The sequence below is a fragment of the Mesorhizobium sp. B1-1-1 genome (assembly GCF_006442955.1).
GTDB lineage: Bacteria > Pseudomonadota > Alphaproteobacteria > Rhizobiales > Rhizobiaceae > Mesorhizobium.
Genome location: NZ_VFWW01000010.1, coordinates 133185 through 148960, shown reverse-complemented (window position 1 = coordinate 148960; position 15776 = coordinate 133185). Strand labels below are relative to the sequence as shown.

Genomic DNA, 15776 nt, shown 5'->3' with positions numbered 1-15776 from the left:
AACAAAGGGACCCAGCCATGACCATCAAATCAAGACAGATCAAGCTCGGCGCCTTTCTACCCGGTGGCGGCCAGCATGTCGCCGCCTGGCGCCATCCCGACGCTCCGGCCGACGGCGCGACCAATTTCGAGTTTCACAAGCAGCTCGCGCTGACCGCCGAACGGGGCCTGTTCGATGCCTATTTCCTCGCCGACAACCTGACGGTCGGGCTTGGCGCCCGCGAAGGCGGCAACGCCAAGATCGCGGGTTTCGAACCGGTGACGTTGTTTGCGGCGCTGGCGCCGCTGACGACGCATCTCGGATTCATCGCCACGGCCTCGACCACCTATGAGGAGCCCTACACGCTTGCCCGTAAATTCGCCTCGCTCGACCTCTTGTCGAATGGCCGGGCAGGCTGGAACGTCGTCACCTCGGCGGGCGACGACACGGCGCGCAACTTCAACCGCGACATCCAGCCCAACCATGCCGAGCGCTACGCACGAGCGCATGAGCATGTCGAGACGGTCAAGGCGCTGTGGGACAGCTGGGAGGACGACGCCTTTATCCGCGACAAGAAAACGGGCCGCTTCTACGACAAGGACAAGCTTCACGACATCGACCACAAGGGTGAGCATTTCAGTGTCAAAGGGCCGCTCAACGTGCCCCGCCCGGTGCAGGGCCACCCCGTGGTCGTGCAGGCGGGCCAGTCCGAGGATGGGCGCAAGCTCGCGGCGGCCTCGGCCGAGGTCATCTTCACCGCGCATCAGAACCTTGCCTCCGCGCAGGAATTCTATCGCGACATCAAGGCCCGCGTGGCGGCGGCCGGCCGCGATCCCGAACAGGTGCTGATCATGCCGGGCGTGGCGCCCTTTGTCGGCCGCACCGAAGAAGAGGCGCGAGCCAAGTATCAGCAATTGAACGACCTGATCCTGCCCGAGGACGGCGTCGCGCTGCTCAACGGACTTGCCGGGCAGACGCTCGATCTCAGGGGCTATCCGCTCGACGGACCGCTGCCGCCGAGCCGCGAAACCGAAGGCATGAAGAGCCGCCAGGCGCTGATCCGCCAGATCGCCGACGAGCACAACTTCTCCATCCGCCAGCTCTATCAATGGGTCGCGACCGCACGAGGCCACTACACCGTGATCGGCAGCGCCATTCAGGTCGCCGACCAGCTGGAGGAATGGTTCAGCAACGAAGCCGCCGACGGGTTCAACATCCTGCCGCCATGGCTGCCCGGCGCGCTAGACGATTTCGTCGACCTGGTGGTCCCCGAATTACAGCGGCGCGGCCTGTTTCGTACCGCTTACGAGGGCAGGACGCTGCGCGAGAATCTTGGCCTCAAGCGGCCGCAGAACCCCTGGACGGTTGCCCGTTCGACCGTGCTCGCCGCCGAATGATGCGTTGAAGCGAAAGGCATGACGATGACTTTGCAGCACATTGAACGGCCGACCGGCATCGGCGCGCATGAAAACGGCAACGGGCTCGGCGCCGATATTCTGAGCCTGGCTGGCCGAACCCTCACGCGTCTGCTGTCGCGCTATGGCCTGCTTTTGGGGTTCCTGGCGCTCTGGCAGGCGGCGGCGAGTGGCGGCTGGGTCAATGCCGCGGTATTGCCGCCGATCGACATGATCGTCGTAGCGCTCTGGAAGGGCCTCGCCGGGGGCAGCCTGCTCGGCGACATCGCCATCAGCCTGCAGCGCGCCGGCCTCGCCTTCGCCGCGGCGGCTACGGTCGCCATCCCGCTCGGCCTCGTCATGGGTCAGACCCGCAGCGTCGAGACGGCGCTCGATCCGATCCTGCAACTGTTCCGGCAGACCTCGGCCCTGGCGCTCTATCCCGTCTTCATCCTGCTTCTGGGGCTAGGCGAAGCCTCCAAAGTGTTCGTCATCTTCTGGGCAACGCTGTTTCCGCTGCTGCTCAACACGATCAGCGGCGTCAAGGAGGTCGATCCGAAGCTGCTCGAAATGGCGCGCGTCTACGGCGCCCGGCGGCTGACCATATTCCGGCGCGTCGTGCTGCCGGGCGCCGTGCCTTCGATCTTCGTCGGGTTGAGGCTCGGCGCGACCACCGCGCTGCTGCTGCTGATTGCCTCGGAAATGATCGGCGCCAACAAAGGCATCGGCTTCCAGGTGATGAACGCGCAGTACAATTTCCAGATCCCGCTGATGTTCGCGTCGATCGTCATCCTGGCCGCGCTCGGCCTGATCGCGAACCAGGTGCTGGTCAGCCTGCAGCGGCGGCTTTGCCGCTGGAGCAGTTCCGCCGGCTGAACAGCCGCCCCCATCATCGTCATTTTTGAAAAGTGAAAGGCCGGATCATGACCATCACACGCCGCTCGCTGCTTCTGCGCGCCCCTCTTGCCGCCGGCATCATCGCCGTCGGGCTACCATCGATCGCGCGCTCGCAGGCCGCTTCCGTCAAGATACGCTATCTCGCCAGCCGCGGCAGCATCTCGCCGCATGAGCTTGCCGACCAACTCGGCTACTTCAAGGGCCTCGGCATCGAGCTCGAGAATGTCGGCTATGCCGGCGGCGGCCCGGAATCGCTGTTTGCGCTCGCCTCCGGCAGCGTCGACCTGGGTTCGGCCGCCACGCCGGCCGTGATCAACTCGATCGCCGGCGGCAACGACTTCGTCGCCGCCTATCCGAGCAACGGCATCAACAGCCAGGTCAAAAGCGTCTTCTATGTGCTGGAGGACAGCCCGATCAGGTCGATCGCGGACATCGCCGGCAAGACGATCTCCGTCAACACGCTCGGCGCCCATCTCGACTACGCGGTGCGTGAGGCGCTGCACAGCGTCGGCCTGCCGCCGGACGCCGCGAAGCTCGTCGTGGTGCCGGGGCCGCAACTCGAGCAGACGTTGCGCTCGCATCAGGTCGATGTCGCCGGGCTCGGCTACTGGCAGGCGACTTTCGCCGGTGCCCTGGTGGCCAATGGCGGTGTGCGCGGCGTGTTCAACGACGCCGACGTGCTGGGCGAGATCGCTGGCGGCTTCGTCGTGCTGCGGCGGGATTTCATCGTCGCCAATCGCGACGCCGCCAAGAACTTCGTCGAACAGTCCGCGCGTGCGGCCGACTGGTCGCGACAGAATCCCGACGAGGCGCGCAAGGTGCTGGCCGAAATCCTCGACAAACGCGGCGAGAACGGCGAACTGGCGCGCTACTGGACGGGTTTCGGCCTGCGTGAGAAGGCGGTGGCGACCGACCGCGACATCGACTTCTGGGTGGCTGTGCTCGAGCGCGACGGCCGCCTGCCGAAAGGCAAGCTCAAGGCTGCCGACATCCTCTACCGACCAGGCGAAAGCAAGACCAATTGAGCAAGGAGGCACCCAGCATGGCCACCGCACGCGGCGAGGTCACGATCCGCGACCTGTCGAAGTCCTTTGCGCTCGGCGGGCGCTCGCTCGCCGTGCTGCGTTCGCTCAATCTCGACATCAGCTCCGGCGAGTGCCTGGTCATTGTCGGCGCCAGCGGATCGGGCAAGACGACATTGCTGCGCATCCTTGCCGGGTTGGAAACCGCCGACGAAGGCGCCGTTGCGATCGACGGCAAGCAAATAAAAGGCGTCGGCGCGGAGCGGGCGGTGATCTTTCAGGAACCGCGCTTGCTGCCCTGGCTGAGCGTGCTTGGCAATGTCGCCTTCGGCCTCGAAGTTCGCGGCGTGCCCAAGGCGCAGGCCGAGCAGAGGGCGCGCTTCTACATAGCGCTGGTCGGTCTTGCCGAGTTCAGCGATGCTTACCCGCGGCAGCTTTCGGGCGGCATGGCGCAACGCGTCGGCATCGCCCGGGCGCTGACGGTGCAGCCCGAGATCCTGCTGCTCGATGAGCCGCTCGGCGCCCTCGACGCCATGACCAAGATCTCCATGCAGGAGGAACTGGCGCGCATCTGGAGCGAGGAAAACGTCACCATGGTCATGGTCACCCACGACCTGGAGGAGGCGATCTATCTCGCCGACAGAGTGCTGATCCTGCCCAAGGAGAAAGGCGGCGCGGCGCGTCTGATCACCGTCGACCTGCCGCGCCCCCGTGATCGCAGCGAAAGCCGCTTCGTGCGCCACCGTGAAGAGTTGCTGCGCGAATTCGGCCTGCACTGAGGCCTCGACGCGCTCGCACGTGTCGAGGCGCTTTCCCAGGCTAGGCCTTCCGTGCTTCCTTCATATTGGGCAGGAACACCGTCAACAGGCCCAGGAACGGTAAATACGAGCAGATCTGGAAGACGAAGTCGATGCCCTTCATGTCGGCCACGATGCCGAGCACGGCTGCCGCTATGCCGCCGACGCCGAAGGCGAAGCCGAAGAAGATGCCGGCGATCATGCCGACGCGGCCCGGCACCAGTTCCTGCGCGAAGACGACGATGTTGGAGAAGGCCGACGACAGGATCAGGCCGATCAGCACCGTCAGCACCATCGTCCATTCCATGTTGGCGTAGGGCAGCGCCAGCGTGAAGGGCAGCACGCCGACGATGGAAAACCAGATCATCGCCTTCTGTCCATAGCGGTCGCCGAAGGGACCGCCGAGCAGGATGCCCAGCGCCGAGGCGCCGAGGAACAGGAACAGCATGACCTGCGACATCTGCACCGAGACGCCGAACTTATGGATGGCGTAGAAGGTGTAGTAGCTGGAGAGGCTGGCGATGTAGGCGTTCTTGGTCAGCACCAGCAGCGTCAGCACGGCCAGCGCGCCCATCACCTTGCGACGCGGGAAGGGCGAGACGAAACTGGACGTCTTGCGGTTCGCCTGCGTGGCGCGCAAGCGGCTGTACCACCCGCCGACCTGCCACAACACGACGATGCCGATAAGCGAGCCGACGGCGAACCATGAAATGCTGGTCTGGCCGAAAGGCACGACGATAAATGCCGCCAGCAGCGGTCCCATGGACTGGCCGAAATTGCCACCGACCTGGAACAGCGACTGCGCCAGGCCGAAGCGGCCGCCTGAGGCGAAGCGGGCGATGCGCGAGGATTCCGGATGGAAGATCGCCGAGCCGATGCCGATCAGCGAAGCGCCGATCAGGAGCAGCGTGTAGTGGCCGGCATAGGCAAGCACGATCAGGCCGATCAGCGAAGAGGCCATGCCGTAGGGCAGGGAATAGGGCATTGGCCGCTTGTCGGTGATCATGCCGATCACCGGCTGCAGCAGCGACGCAGTCACCTGGAAGGTGAAGGTCAGAAGGCCGATCTGCCAGAAATCGAGGCCGTAATTCTCCTTCAACAGGGGATAGATGGCCGATAGCAGCGACTGCATGATGTCGTTGATGCAATGGCAAAAACTCACCGCCAGGATGACGGTGAAGGCCGTCGCCTGGGCTGAAGCATGGCTGGCGGTCGCGGGAGGGGCGACGGCTGTCGTATCGGTCAAGGCAGGCTCCGTAGTCTTTTTGGCGGGCATACCCGCGGGCAAGCTGGCGGACGCTCCTGCGGCCGCCTTGGGAACGGATGGCTTATAGGCCGCTTGCGGGACGACTTCTTTCGTGGTTTGGTCCAATAGTTTCGCAAGTGGGCCATAGCTTATGCCGCATGGCAGGGAAATTTTTCACGCTGGCAATGCCGACCTCGAGCAGTTGCACGAGCGTCGCTGGCTATGGCTGGAGCAAGTGGCCGGGCCGGCGGTGGCGTTGCCGACCGAATATCCCGACGGCTACCATGTGCCGCGGCACCGCCACAGCCGCAGCCAGTTGCTGCATGCGCTGGTCGGTGTCGTGCTGGTGACGACGCGGCACGGGCGCTGGATGGTGCCGCCCGATCACGCCATGTGGATCCCCGCGGGCACCGAGCATTCCGTCGAGATGCTGGGCGATGTCTCGATGCGCTCGGTCTATGTCATGCCGGGAGCGATCCCCGGACTGCCGGAAGGCTTGCGCGTCGTCGGCGTCACCGACCTGATGCACAGCCTGATCGTTGAATCGGAAAAACTGCCGCAAGGCGGCGTGCTGGAAGGGCGTGGCGGGCTGATCATGAATCTCCTGCTGCACGAAATTCCGACTTTGCCGGAGCGGCCGCTTGGCCTGCCGTTCCCCTCCGATCCCAGGCTGGCGGCGCTGTGCCGGCGTTTCGTGGCGGCACCGTCGCCGCGCGCGACGATCGACGAGTGGGCGGACGCCGCCGGCATGAGCCGACGCTCCTTCACGCGCGCCTTTCATCGCCAGACCGGACTGTCGCTGTCGACATGGCGCCAGCAAGCATGCCTGTTCGCGGCGCTGCCGAGGCTCGCCGATGGGGAGCCGATCACCCGGGTGGCGCTCGATCTCGGCTATGACAGCGTGCCGGCCTTCATCACCATGTTCAAGCGCATGCTGGGCGCCTCGCCGCGCGGCTATATGCGCGGTGCGCGAGATGCCGGCGAAAACCCGCGGCGCATAGGCGGTCCGATCGCCGCTTGAGGCATGCCGATGGCATCAAGCTGATGCGCCAACCTTCGGTCTAAGGTCCATTTGCAGGAGCACTGATTGCACGTTGTAATCGGTTTTGCTGCGCTACGCGCCCGCCCGGATCGACAATTAGTCGAACAGGCTCGACACCGATTCCTCGGTTGCCGTGCGCGAGATGGCTTCGCCCATCAGGTCGGCGATCGAGATGACGCGGATATTGGGGGCGTCGAGCACGCCCTGGGTCGGCTGGATGGAATCGGTGATCACCAGTTCCTGCAGCTTGGAGCCACTGATGCGGGTGACCGCGCCGCCCGACAGCACACCATGAGTGATATAGGCGGTGACGCTGGTGGCGCCGTTGGCCAGCAGCGCATCGGCGGCGTTGCACAGCGTGCCGCCGGAATCGACGATGTCGTCGATCAGCAGGCAGTCCTTGCCGGCGACCGCGCCGATGATGTTCATGACTTCCGATTCGCCGGGACGCTCGCGGCGTTTGTCGACGATGGCGAGCTGTGCGTCGAAGCGCTTGGCCAGCGCGCGTGCACGCACCACGCCACCAATGTCGGGCGACACCACGACGACGTTGCCGAGCTGCTTGTATTTCGCTTTCACATCGCGGGCCATGACCGGCACCGAGAACAGATTGTCGGTCGGAATATCGAAGAAGCCCTGGATCTGGCCGGCGTGGAGGTCGAGCGTGAGCACGCGGTCGACCCCGGCGCGGGTGATCATGTTGGCGACCAGCTTGGCCGAGATCGGCGTGCGGCCGGAGGCGCGGCGGTCCTGCCTGGCATAGCCGAAATAGGGGATCACCGCCGTGATGCGCTTGGCCGACGAGCGCATGAAGGCGTCGATCATGATGAGCAGTTCCATCAGGTGATCGTTGGTCGGAAAGGAAGTCGACTGCAGGATGAAGACATCCTCGCCGCGCACGTTTTCCTGGATCTCGACGAAGATTTCCTGGTCGGCGAAGCGCCTGACGCTGGCCTTGCCCAGCGGGATGTTGAGATAGCGGGCGACCGCCTCGGCCAGCACCCTGTTGGAATTGCCCGCGAAGAGTTTCATGCACCGTTCCTGGTGGAGGATGGAGAGCCCCAACAGACTCGCCTACGCCCTTTAACCGGGCTTTTAGCGGCCCGCGCGGCTATTGCAAGCACCGTGATTGGAAATCCGCCGGCTAATCCTGGGAAATGTTCGCGCCATCGCGTATGGGCAACACCGGGCAGCGGGTCCGGCGCCGCTGCTCCTTCCCTTTGTTCGAGCATCGGTTTTCCCCGCGGCCGTTTCCATTCGGGTCCGATAGTCTAGCCCGCCTTGCCGCCGAGCCATGCCGCGAACTGGTCGATGGTCTGGTCGGCGATCGCCTGCATGGTGGCTGGCGCCACCGCTTTCCAACTGTCGCCGCCCGCGCTGGCGCCGGAATTGGCCGAAGCCGCCTTCTGCTGGCCGTTGATGCGATGCAGGCGGTTGCCCGAGGGATCGTAGACGTCCCACACATAGATGACGGTGGTGTCCTTGCCTTCGGAGATCACCGAGAAATAGCCTTTGAGCACATGGGTCGCGGTCTGGTCGGCGCTGCCGGCCAGCGTGATGCCGCGCTGCCTAGCGCGCGTCTGCAACTCCGCCGTCAGCGGCGTCGCCGCTTCCACCGAAGCGCCGACGATCGGCGCGATCTGCAGGCGCGTCCTGGCAAGGATTGCGGCGGTCTGTGCGGGCGTGGCTGACGTCGTGGTCGTTGCTGGAGCGCCCGCCGTGGTCGTGGCAGGGCCAGCGGGCGCCGGGGTGGCGGCGCTGCCCTGGGCTGCCGGCGTGGCCGGCGCCGCGGCCGTGGGCGGGGTGATGGCGGAGGGTTCGAGGACGTCTTTTGCGTTGGTGCAGGCGGCGAGCGCCAGGACCACGAGCAATGACACGGTCGTCAGCTGCGATCGTCTCATTTGCCTTCTAACTCCTTGGCGAAGAACGCCTCCCATCGTGGATTCACTGTACGATCAAGTCGAGATCATGGCGGGAAAGCGGCTTCGGCTGTGATTCGGTCGTGAGATAGGTGCGGCCAAGCGTCATCGCCGTCTCGGTTTCGGAATCCATGATGATCATGTGGGCGAACAACGTCATGTTCGGCGCGATCGGCTCGGGATTGCCCTGGTAGAACATCGGCATGTCCATCCAGGACGGGGTGAAGCGGGCGCCGACCGAGTAGCCGCAGGCATTCAGCCGATGCTTGGTCAGTCCACGCGCCTCCATGACACGGGCATGCGCGTCGAACACGTCGCCGAAACTGTTGCCCGGCGTCATCGCCTTCTCGACCGCCAGCAGCGCGGCACGGGCCGCGTCGAACAAGTCCTGGTGACGCTTCGAGGCCTTGCCGGTCAGCACCGTGCGCATCATCGGCGCATGATAGTGATGAAAGACTCCCGCCCATTCGAGCGTCAACTGGTCGTTCTTGGTGAGCTTGCGGCGACCGGCCTTGTAGCGGCACAGCAGCGCGTCGACGCCGGAGCCGATGATGAATTCGTTGGCCGGATAGTCGCCGCCACCGGCAAAGATCGCGCCTTGCATGGCGGCAAGGATCAGCGCCTCGTCACCGCCCTGCTTGATCAGCGGCAAGGCCGCATCCAGCGCGTCGTCGGCCAGGTTCGCCGCCTTCTCGGCCTTGGCGATCTCGGCCGGGCTCTTGAACAGGCGCAGCCGACCGACGATGCCGGATGCATCGGCGATCTGGCCGAAGGTCTGCAGCTGCTCGTCGAGGCGGCGGCCATTATAGGCGGTCAGCCCATGAGTGTCGTATTCGACCCCGATGCGGGCGCCGAGCAGGTCGAGCTCGTTCAGCAGATTGCGCAGGTCGACGGCCGGATTGGCGCCATCGCGATCGGTCCACAGCACGATGTTGTCGATGATCGAGGTGTGGCGCGCCTGACGCAGGTCGGCCGAGCGGGTCAGCAACACCATGGACCCGTCGGCTTTCACCACCAGGCACTGGAAGAAGCAGAAACCGAACGTGTCGTAGCCGGTCAGCCAATACATGCTTTCCTGCGCGAAGAGCAGGATGGCGTCGAGCTTCTTCTCGGCCATCTCGATCACCAGCCGGTCGCGGCGCGCGTCGAATTCGGATCGTTCAAAATGCAGCGCCATTATTCACTCTCCAAAACGATTGCCGATATCTGCCGGCCGTAATCGGGTTCCTTGCGGTGCGTCGTGCGCCGGTAGGAGTAAAACAGATCTTCCTCGGCATAGGTGCAGCGGCCGAGACCTTGCGCGGTCACACCCGCCCTGTCGAGCCGGTCCACCGTGTAGCGGTTGAGGTCGAACATCGAATGACCGGGATTCGCCGAAGGCGCGAAATATCTGTCATTTTCGCCATCGGCCTCGACGAAGCGGGCGACGAATTCAGGCCCGACCTCGTAGTTTTCCGGGCCGATCGAGGGGCCGAGCACGGCGACGATGTTTTCACGCCTGGCGCCGAGACTTTCCATGGCGGCAATGGTGTTCTCGAGCACCCCCGTGAAGGCGCCTTTCCAGCCGGCATGCGCCGCGCCGATGATACGCGCCGCGGCATCCGCGAACAGCACAGGGCCGCAATCGGCGGTCGAGGCGCCGATGGCGATGCCCGGCCGGTCGGTGACGATGGCGTCGGCCTTGGGACGCTCGCCTGCAAAGGGTCCCCTGGCGACGACGACATCAGGCGAATGGATTTGCCAGGCGGTCAGGAGATGGTCCGCCGGCACGCCCATCCAGGCGGCGACACGGCGGCGGTTCTCGGCGACCAGCGCCTGGTCGTCATCCGAGCCGGTGCCGATGTTGAGGCCCTGATAGATGCCGGTCGAGACGCCGCCGACGCGGGTGAAATAACCGTGGCGGATGCCTTGTGCCTGCGCCAGGTCCAGCAGCGGCGACCGCACGGGATCCAGTTTGGTCTGATTCAGCATGTGGGCGTTGTTGTCCGTGTGGGCGGTTTCGTCAAGAAAAAGTCCGAAGCGAGACGGCCGGCGTTCAGCCGCTCTTTTACCGGACGGGAGATTGGGAGGGGTGACGATGAAAAGTCAATCCGGCGTGGCGAAGGGGCAACGCAACGAATCCGGGGTAACGGTTCCTTCGCCGCTGCGCGGTGAGGGAGCATTGAACGGAAAAACCCGCCTGTGCGGCGGGTCCCTGGCGCAACTCAGCACCATAACCAAATATCTACCATAGTTGCCTTCACCCTGTCAAGAAAAAATTCCTATCATGAGAAGTTGCCGGCCATGAAAAGCTACCGACACAACCGGGCTGGCCGTCGTCACGCCTTGTCAATCCGAGCTCGGAGCCTGGGCAAAGGGGCGAACGGCAACGCCGCGCGGCATTATGGCAAGCACCTTGAACAGGTCGCCCATGGCCTGCGGCCCGGCGAGGCGTTCGACATCGCCAGCGATCTTGTCGCGTGCCGCCTGGCTGGCATCGGCGCCAAGCCGGCCGGCGCGCTCCAGAATGCCCAGGCCGAGCAGGAAATCGCCCTGCGTCGACAGATGGGCGTCGAGACCATGCGCGCGCACCACCCCGGCAAGGGCGGCGAAATCGACATGGGAGGTGAGATCGGCTTCGCCGGGATTGGCCAGCACATCTTCGTGATCATGACGACGCAAGGCCTGCAACGTGTCGCCGACACCCGGCCGCAGATGGCCATAGTCGACAAACAGGCCGGAGCCGCCATGAGCGGCCATGCGCTCGGCGATGGTCGCCATCAGGGCGCTGCGCGCCGGCGCCAGTTCGACGATCGCGCCTTGCGGCGCCTCGCCGGCATCGGCGGGCAGCAGCGTCGGGTCGAGCGAGCCGGCGCCGGCGAAGAAGCAAAGATTGTCAGCGCCGTCGAGGCCGACCACGCGCTCGCGCCAGCCGGTGCCGGTGCCGACGAACTGGCGGATGGGGATGGCGTCGAACAATTCGTTGCCGACGATGAAAAGCGGCTGTGGCGGCAGCGTGTCGATGGTCTCGTGCCAGCGAATGGAGAACGGTGTGGCGCCGAGCGTCTGTTTCTGCACCTCGGTCAGGCGCGGGCTGGTCTCGATCATGGCGAAGGCAGCGTCGTTGGCCAGTGCCGGTTCGAGCCGCGACAGGGTGCGCAGCATGTCCTTCATCAGCGTGCCGCGGCCGGGGCCGATCTCGCCGATGGTGACCGGCGTCGGCCGGCCGACCGCCAGCCAGGCCTGGTAGAGCCAGACGGCGACGAGCTCGCCGAACATCTGGCTGATCTCCGGCGCGGTGACGAAATCCCCGGCGGCGCCGAACGGTTCGCGCGTGGTGTAGTAGCCCGCCTCGGGATCGAACAGGCACAATGCCATGTATTCGTTGACCGGGATCGGCCCCGTCGCCTCGATCAGATCGACGATGCGTGCCTTCAGCCGCGTCATGTCGCCTGCGGCCGTGACTGCGGCACCGGCTTGGCTGTCGTCATCGCCCAAATGCCGGCCAGCACCATCGGCGAGGACAGGATCATGCCCATGGTCAGCCAGTTGGTGCCAAGGAGATAGCCGAGCTGCTGGTCGGGCTCGCGGAAGAATTCGACTGCTATGCGCGACAGGCCATAGCCGCAGATGAAGGCGCCGCCGACGAAGCGCGGCGTTTTCAGCTTGAGGCGAGAATGGGTGAGGAAGCGCAGCACGAGAAAGAGCACCAGGCCTTCAAGCAGGGCCTCGTAAAGCTGGCTCGGATGGCGGGTAAACGGTCCGCCATTGGGAAACTCGATCGCCCATGGCACGTCGGTTGGCCGGCCCCAGAGCTCGGAGTTGATGAAGTTGGCGACGCGCACGAGGCCAAGACCGACCGGCACGCCAGCGGCCACGACGTCGAACAGCGACCAGGTGCGGATGCCGCGCTTGATCGAAAACAGCGTCATGGCGAGGATGACGCCGAGCAGGCCGCCATGGAACGACATGCCGCCCTGCCAGACGGCGAAGATGTCGAGCGGATGCGCGATATAGCGCGGCAGGTCATAGAACAGCACGTAGCCGGTGCGCCCGCCCAGCACGACGCCGATGGCCGCCCAGATGATGAAATCATCGAGGTCCTCCGGCTTCATCGGCAGGATGCCGTCGGGCCAGAGTTTCGGATTGGCGGCGAGCCGCTTGGCGTACCACCAGGCGAACAGGATGCCGACGATGTAGCCGACGCCGTACCAGTGCACCGCCAGCGGCCCGATCTGAATCAGCACCGGGTCGATGTTGGGAAAGGGCAACGAGGCCAGCGGCAGCAGGAAATATTCGTTCAACGGGGAGCTCTCGGTTGCGTTTGGCGCGGACCATGCGGCAGGGTTTTGGCGGGGTCAAGGCAAGGTGGTCGGCGTCAAAGATCGGATCGGATCACCGCTTGCAGGCCCATCGCGCCGTGCGGGCGGTGAGCTCAATCCCTTGGCTTGGCGGCCACCAACTGCCGCAACGCGTCGTTGATCCTGTCCTGCCAGCCGGGGCCATCTTCCTGGAAATGATCGAGCACGGCCCGGTCGATCCGGATCGAAACAAGCTCGCGGACGTTCGGCGCGGCCGAAGCTTCGCGAATTGGCGGTGCCGGCTTCTTCACCGGTTTGAAGGCAGCTTCGGCGGCTGCCATCGGATTGGTCGGTCGGCGCGGAGGGGTTGCCATTGGTGACCTGACTGAAGTGTGCTTGAGGCAATACGAGACGAGAACACAATAGGCGAGCTTGCGCCCTCAAGTACAGCTCTGGCGCCGTTCGGGAGCTTCTTACAGGAATGGCACTGCCATGCGCCACAGCAACGCAGATGGAACGGCAACCCTCAACGTTCTTGCATTCGGCGCGCGGCACTACTAACTCAATTTCAGCAACCGAGGATTTGCCATGTCGACCGGACCGAACCGCATTCTCGACGAATTCGCCAAGCTGATGACCGATGCCGCGGGCGCCGCGCAGGGCGTGCGGCGCGAGGTGGAGACCGCCTTCAAGGGACAGGCCGAACGCATCCTGAATTCGATGGACGTGGTGCAGCGCGAGGAGTTCGAGGCCGCGCGCGAGATGGCCGCCAAGGCCAGGGAAGAGAATGCTCGCCTTGCCGACCGCATCGAGGCGCTTGAGGCCAGGCTTGCCGAACTGACCGGGCAGGCCACACCTGCGGCTTCCGCAAAGCCCAGGCCGAAAAAATAATTCGTTAAACTTTTCCACAAAGCACCAGCCTGAAAAGCGCTTTGCCGTGAATCGCTTACCGGCATTGCGTGACTCTGTGTGACAGCGCCTTTCCACATGCGAATGACGCAGCGCGAAAAATTGGGCTGTTCACGCGACTCCCGATCAATAGACTGAATTTGTTGCATGATTCGGAGCAGGGTCATGCGCCGGGCGGTGGGGTCCGGTCTGGGGTCTTTGCGTCGAGAAGTCCTGGCCGTCCGAGTTCTAGATCAGATTGTTCGTCGTGTGTGCCCCGCGGAGCGTGTGGCGCTCCCCTGAACACAGGAAGCATTCCATGGAACTTCTCGAACTCGAATTCTCCCGCGAAATCCATCCGGTGGATGTCATTGAGCAGGTGGCCCACAACAATGACTGGTCCTTCGAACGGGCCGGCGACGACGAAATCTCGATCTCGGTCGCCGGAAGCTGGACCGACTATCACGTCTCCTTCTCGTGGATGGAGGATTTCGAGGCGCTGCATCTGGCCTGTGCCTTCGACATCAAGGTGCCGGAGGCGCGCGCGCTGGAAGTGATGCGGCTGTTGTCGCTGATCAACGAACAGATGCTGTTCGGCCATTTCGACCTGTGGGAGCAGGAAGGCGCGATCATGTTCCGCCAGTCGCTGCTTCTGGCCGGCGGGGTCGAGCCTTCGAGCCAGCAGGTGGAGGTGCTGCTGTCGTCGGCGCTGGAGGCCTGCGAATGCTACTTCCAGGCGTTCCAGTTCGTCGTCTGGTCCGGCACATCGGCCAAGGACGCGCTGGCCGGGGTGCTGTTCGAGACTTTCGGCAACGCCTGACCAAGATGCCTTCGACATGAGTTCAAGCAGCGAGCGCAAGCCCGAGATCAGTTTCGCCGATTTCGATCGTGTCGACATCCGTGCCGGCACGATCATCGAGGCCGAACCGTTTCCGCAGGCGCGCAAGCCGGCGTTCAAGCTCAAGATCGATTTCGGCCCCGAGATCGGGGTGAAGAAATCGTCGGCGCAGATCACCAAATATTATACGCCCGAGACGCTGATCGGCCGGCAGGTGTTCGCGGTGGTCAATTTTCCGCCGCGCCAGATCGGGCCATTCATGTCGGAAGTGCTGACGCTCGGCTTTCCCGACGAGGAGGGCGCCGTGGTGCTCGGCGCCATCGAGCGCAAGGTGCCGGACGGCGGGCGGCTGTTTTAGCCGAGAGGGAGCGTCAGGCGGCCAGCTTCCGCGTCGTGCCCAGCGCCTCCTGGACCGTATCGAGAAACATTTCCGCGCAGGCTTTCCAGCTGTAGCGCATAGCGCGTTCTCGCGCCTGGGCGCGGTCGACATCGAGGGCGGCGAGCGATGCCGCGCGCAGGTCGTTGGAGACCGCGCCGCCGAAGCCGTCGCCGACGATGTCGATCGGTCCCGTGACCGGAAAGGCGGCGACCGGCGTGCCGCTGGCCAGCGCTTCGATGATGACGTTGCCGAAGGTGTCGGTGCGGCTCGGAAAGACGAAAACGTCGGCCGAGGCGTAGATTTCGGCCAGTTCATCGTTGGGGCGGTGGCCAAGAAAATGCGCGGCGGGGTAGCGCGCCTTGAGCTTCGCCAGTTCCGGGCCCTCGCCGACAATCACCTTGCTGCCGGGCAGGTCGAGATCGAGGAAGGCGGAGAGGTTCTTCTCGATGGCGACGCGGCCGACACAGAGGAACAACGGGCCGGGGAAGCCGAGATCCTTCCTCTTGTCGGGCCGGAAATGATCGGTGTCGACGCCGCGCGTCCATGGCCTCAGCTTGTTGAAGCCGCGCGCTGCAAGATCATCCGCCAGCGACTGCGTCGCGACCAGCGTGCCTTGGCCGGAATTGTGGAAATCGCGCAGCCAGCGATAGGCCCAGCTTTCCGGCACCGGCAGCCGGGCGCTGAGATATTCAGGAAAGCGTGTGTGGTAGCTGGTGGTAAACGGCCGGCCGGCATTGCGGCAGTAGCGCCGCGCCATGATGCCGAGCGGACCTTCGGTGACGATGTGGATGTGGTCTGCCTTGTAGGCCTCGATCAGGCGCGCGACATGACCTGGCGTGGTCAGCGCCAGGCGGATATCGGGATAGGTCGGCAAGGGCAAAGTGTGAAAGATGTTGGGTGTCAGGAAATCCACCGCGACGTCGAACGATTTCAGCGTCTCGGTGAGCCGCTCCAGCGTGTGGACGACGCCATTGACCTGCGGGCGCCAGGCGTCGGTGACCATCAATATGCGCATGGCGGGCCTTTGCTCGAAAGGTCGGCGGTTGCCTCGGCCCGATGCCCGGACGGCGACCAGCCTGCTGCCCTCGCTTCGCT

17 protein-coding genes are annotated in these 15776 nt (G+C 64.6%); 8 read left to right on the top strand and 9 right to left on the bottom strand.

Annotation, left to right across the window (positions count from 1 at the left end):
• Positions 1-17 precede the first annotated feature (17 nt).
• Genes FJ986_RS21745 through FJ986_RS21730 form a run of 4 tightly spaced genes read left to right on the top strand, consistent with a single transcriptional unit; the run spans position 18 to position 4071 of the window.
• The gene (locus FJ986_RS21745; protein WP_140649715.1) at positions 18-1376 is read left to right on the top strand and encodes an LLM class flavin-dependent oxidoreductase; all 1359 of its coding nucleotides are present in this window, start codon (positions 18-20) and stop codon (positions 1374-1376) included.
• 24 nt (positions 1377-1400) lie between these two features.
• Positions 1401-2249: an ABC transporter permease gene (locus tag FJ986_RS21740; RefSeq protein ID WP_140675685.1), complete on the top strand. Its 849-nt coding sequence runs from the start codon at positions 1401-1403 to the stop codon at positions 2247-2249.
• Positions 2250-2296: 47 nt separating this feature from the next.
• Positions 2297-3295, top strand: a complete 999-nt coding sequence (locus FJ986_RS21735) for an ABC transporter substrate-binding protein (RefSeq protein WP_140649717.1) — start codon at positions 2297-2299, stop codon at positions 3293-3295.
• A 17-nt stretch (positions 3296-3312) separates the two neighbouring features.
• The gene (locus FJ986_RS21730; RefSeq protein WP_140649719.1) at positions 3313-4071 is read left to right on the top strand and encodes an ABC transporter ATP-binding protein; all 759 of its coding nucleotides are present in this window, start codon (positions 3313-3315) and stop codon (positions 4069-4071) included.
• A gap of 40 nt (positions 4072-4111) precedes the next feature.
• Here the strand turns inward: FJ986_RS21730 and FJ986_RS21725 are convergent, their stop codons facing one another.
• The gene (locus FJ986_RS21725) at positions 4112-5335 is read right to left on the bottom strand and encodes an MFS transporter (protein WP_140666080.1); all 1224 of its coding nucleotides are present in this window, start codon (positions 5333-5335) and stop codon (positions 4112-4114) included.
• Positions 5336-5486: 151 nt separating this feature from the next.
• Between FJ986_RS21725 and FJ986_RS21720 the strand changes: the two genes are divergently transcribed.
• On the top strand, positions 5487-6356 hold the full coding sequence (locus FJ986_RS21720; protein ID WP_140496018.1) for a helix-turn-helix transcriptional regulator: 870 nt from the start codon (positions 5487-5489) through the stop codon (positions 6354-6356).
• Between the two features lie 117 nt (positions 6357-6473).
• On the opposite strand, the gene FJ986_RS21715 is transcribed toward FJ986_RS21720, so the two are convergent.
• From FJ986_RS21715 to FJ986_RS21685, 7 genes are all read right to left on the bottom strand, one after another.
• Entirely contained in the window at positions 6474-7409 is a 936-nt protein-coding gene (locus tag FJ986_RS21715) for a ribose-phosphate pyrophosphokinase (RefSeq protein WP_140496017.1), read from the bottom strand.
• 239 nt (positions 7410-7648) lie between these two features.
• The gene (locus tag FJ986_RS21710) at positions 7649-8278 is read right to left on the bottom strand and encodes a hypothetical protein (protein WP_140624150.1); all 630 of its coding nucleotides are present in this window, start codon (positions 8276-8278) and stop codon (positions 7649-7651) included.
• A 43-nt stretch (positions 8279-8321) separates the two neighbouring features.
• Positions 8322-9473: a Xaa-Pro peptidase family protein gene (locus tag FJ986_RS21705; RefSeq protein ID WP_140516886.1), complete on the bottom strand. Its 1152-nt coding sequence runs from the start codon at positions 9471-9473 to the stop codon at positions 8322-8324.
• Entirely contained in the window at positions 9473-10267 is a 795-nt protein-coding gene (gene pgeF / locus FJ986_RS21700) for a peptidoglycan editing factor PgeF (RefSeq protein WP_140496014.1), read from the bottom strand. The genes FJ986_RS21705 and pgeF overlap by 1 nt, the downstream gene beginning before the upstream one ends.
• Positions 10268-10624: 357 nt before the next feature.
• Positions 10625-11722 carry a class I SAM-dependent methyltransferase gene (locus tag FJ986_RS21695; RefSeq protein ID WP_140666082.1) on the bottom strand — a complete coding sequence of 366 codons (1098 nt, stop codon included), beginning with the start codon at positions 11720-11722 and terminating at the stop codon, positions 10625-10627.
• Entirely contained in the window at positions 11719-12579 is an 861-nt protein-coding gene (lgt, locus tag FJ986_RS21690; RefSeq protein WP_140496012.1) for a prolipoprotein diacylglyceryl transferase, read from the bottom strand. The genes FJ986_RS21695 and lgt overlap by 4 nt, the downstream gene beginning before the upstream one ends.
• Before the next feature lie 131 nt (positions 12580-12710).
• Entirely contained in the window at positions 12711-12950 is a 240-nt protein-coding gene (locus tag FJ986_RS21685) for a BrnA antitoxin family protein (protein WP_031250360.1), read from the bottom strand.
• 214 nt (positions 12951-13164) lie between these two features.
• On the opposite strand from FJ986_RS21685, the gene FJ986_RS21680 reads away from it, so the two are divergent.
• The 3 genes from FJ986_RS21680 (at position 13165) to FJ986_RS21670 (ending at position 14660) form a co-directional block, all read left to right on the top strand.
• Positions 13165-13467: an accessory factor UbiK family protein gene (locus FJ986_RS21680; RefSeq protein ID WP_140496011.1), complete on the top strand. Its 303-nt coding sequence runs from the start codon at positions 13165-13167 to the stop codon at positions 13465-13467.
• 316 nt (positions 13468-13783) lie between these two features.
• Positions 13784-14284 (top strand): YbjN domain-containing protein, encoded by a 501-nt coding sequence (locus tag FJ986_RS21675; RefSeq protein ID WP_127855850.1) that lies wholly within the window; start codon positions 13784-13786, stop codon positions 14282-14284.
• A 16-nt stretch (positions 14285-14300) separates the two neighbouring features.
• Positions 14301-14660: a tRNA-binding protein gene (locus tag FJ986_RS21670; RefSeq protein ID WP_140496010.1), complete on the top strand. Its 360-nt coding sequence runs from the start codon at positions 14301-14303 to the stop codon at positions 14658-14660.
• Positions 14661-14673: 13 nt separating this feature from the next.
• Here FJ986_RS21670 and FJ986_RS21665 read toward each other — a convergent pair whose 3' ends face one another.
• On the bottom strand, positions 14674-15696 hold the full coding sequence (locus tag FJ986_RS21665; protein WP_140649725.1) for a glycosyltransferase family 1 protein: 1023 nt from the start codon (positions 15694-15696) through the stop codon (positions 14674-14676).
• Between the last annotated feature and the right edge of the window lie 80 nt (positions 15697-15776).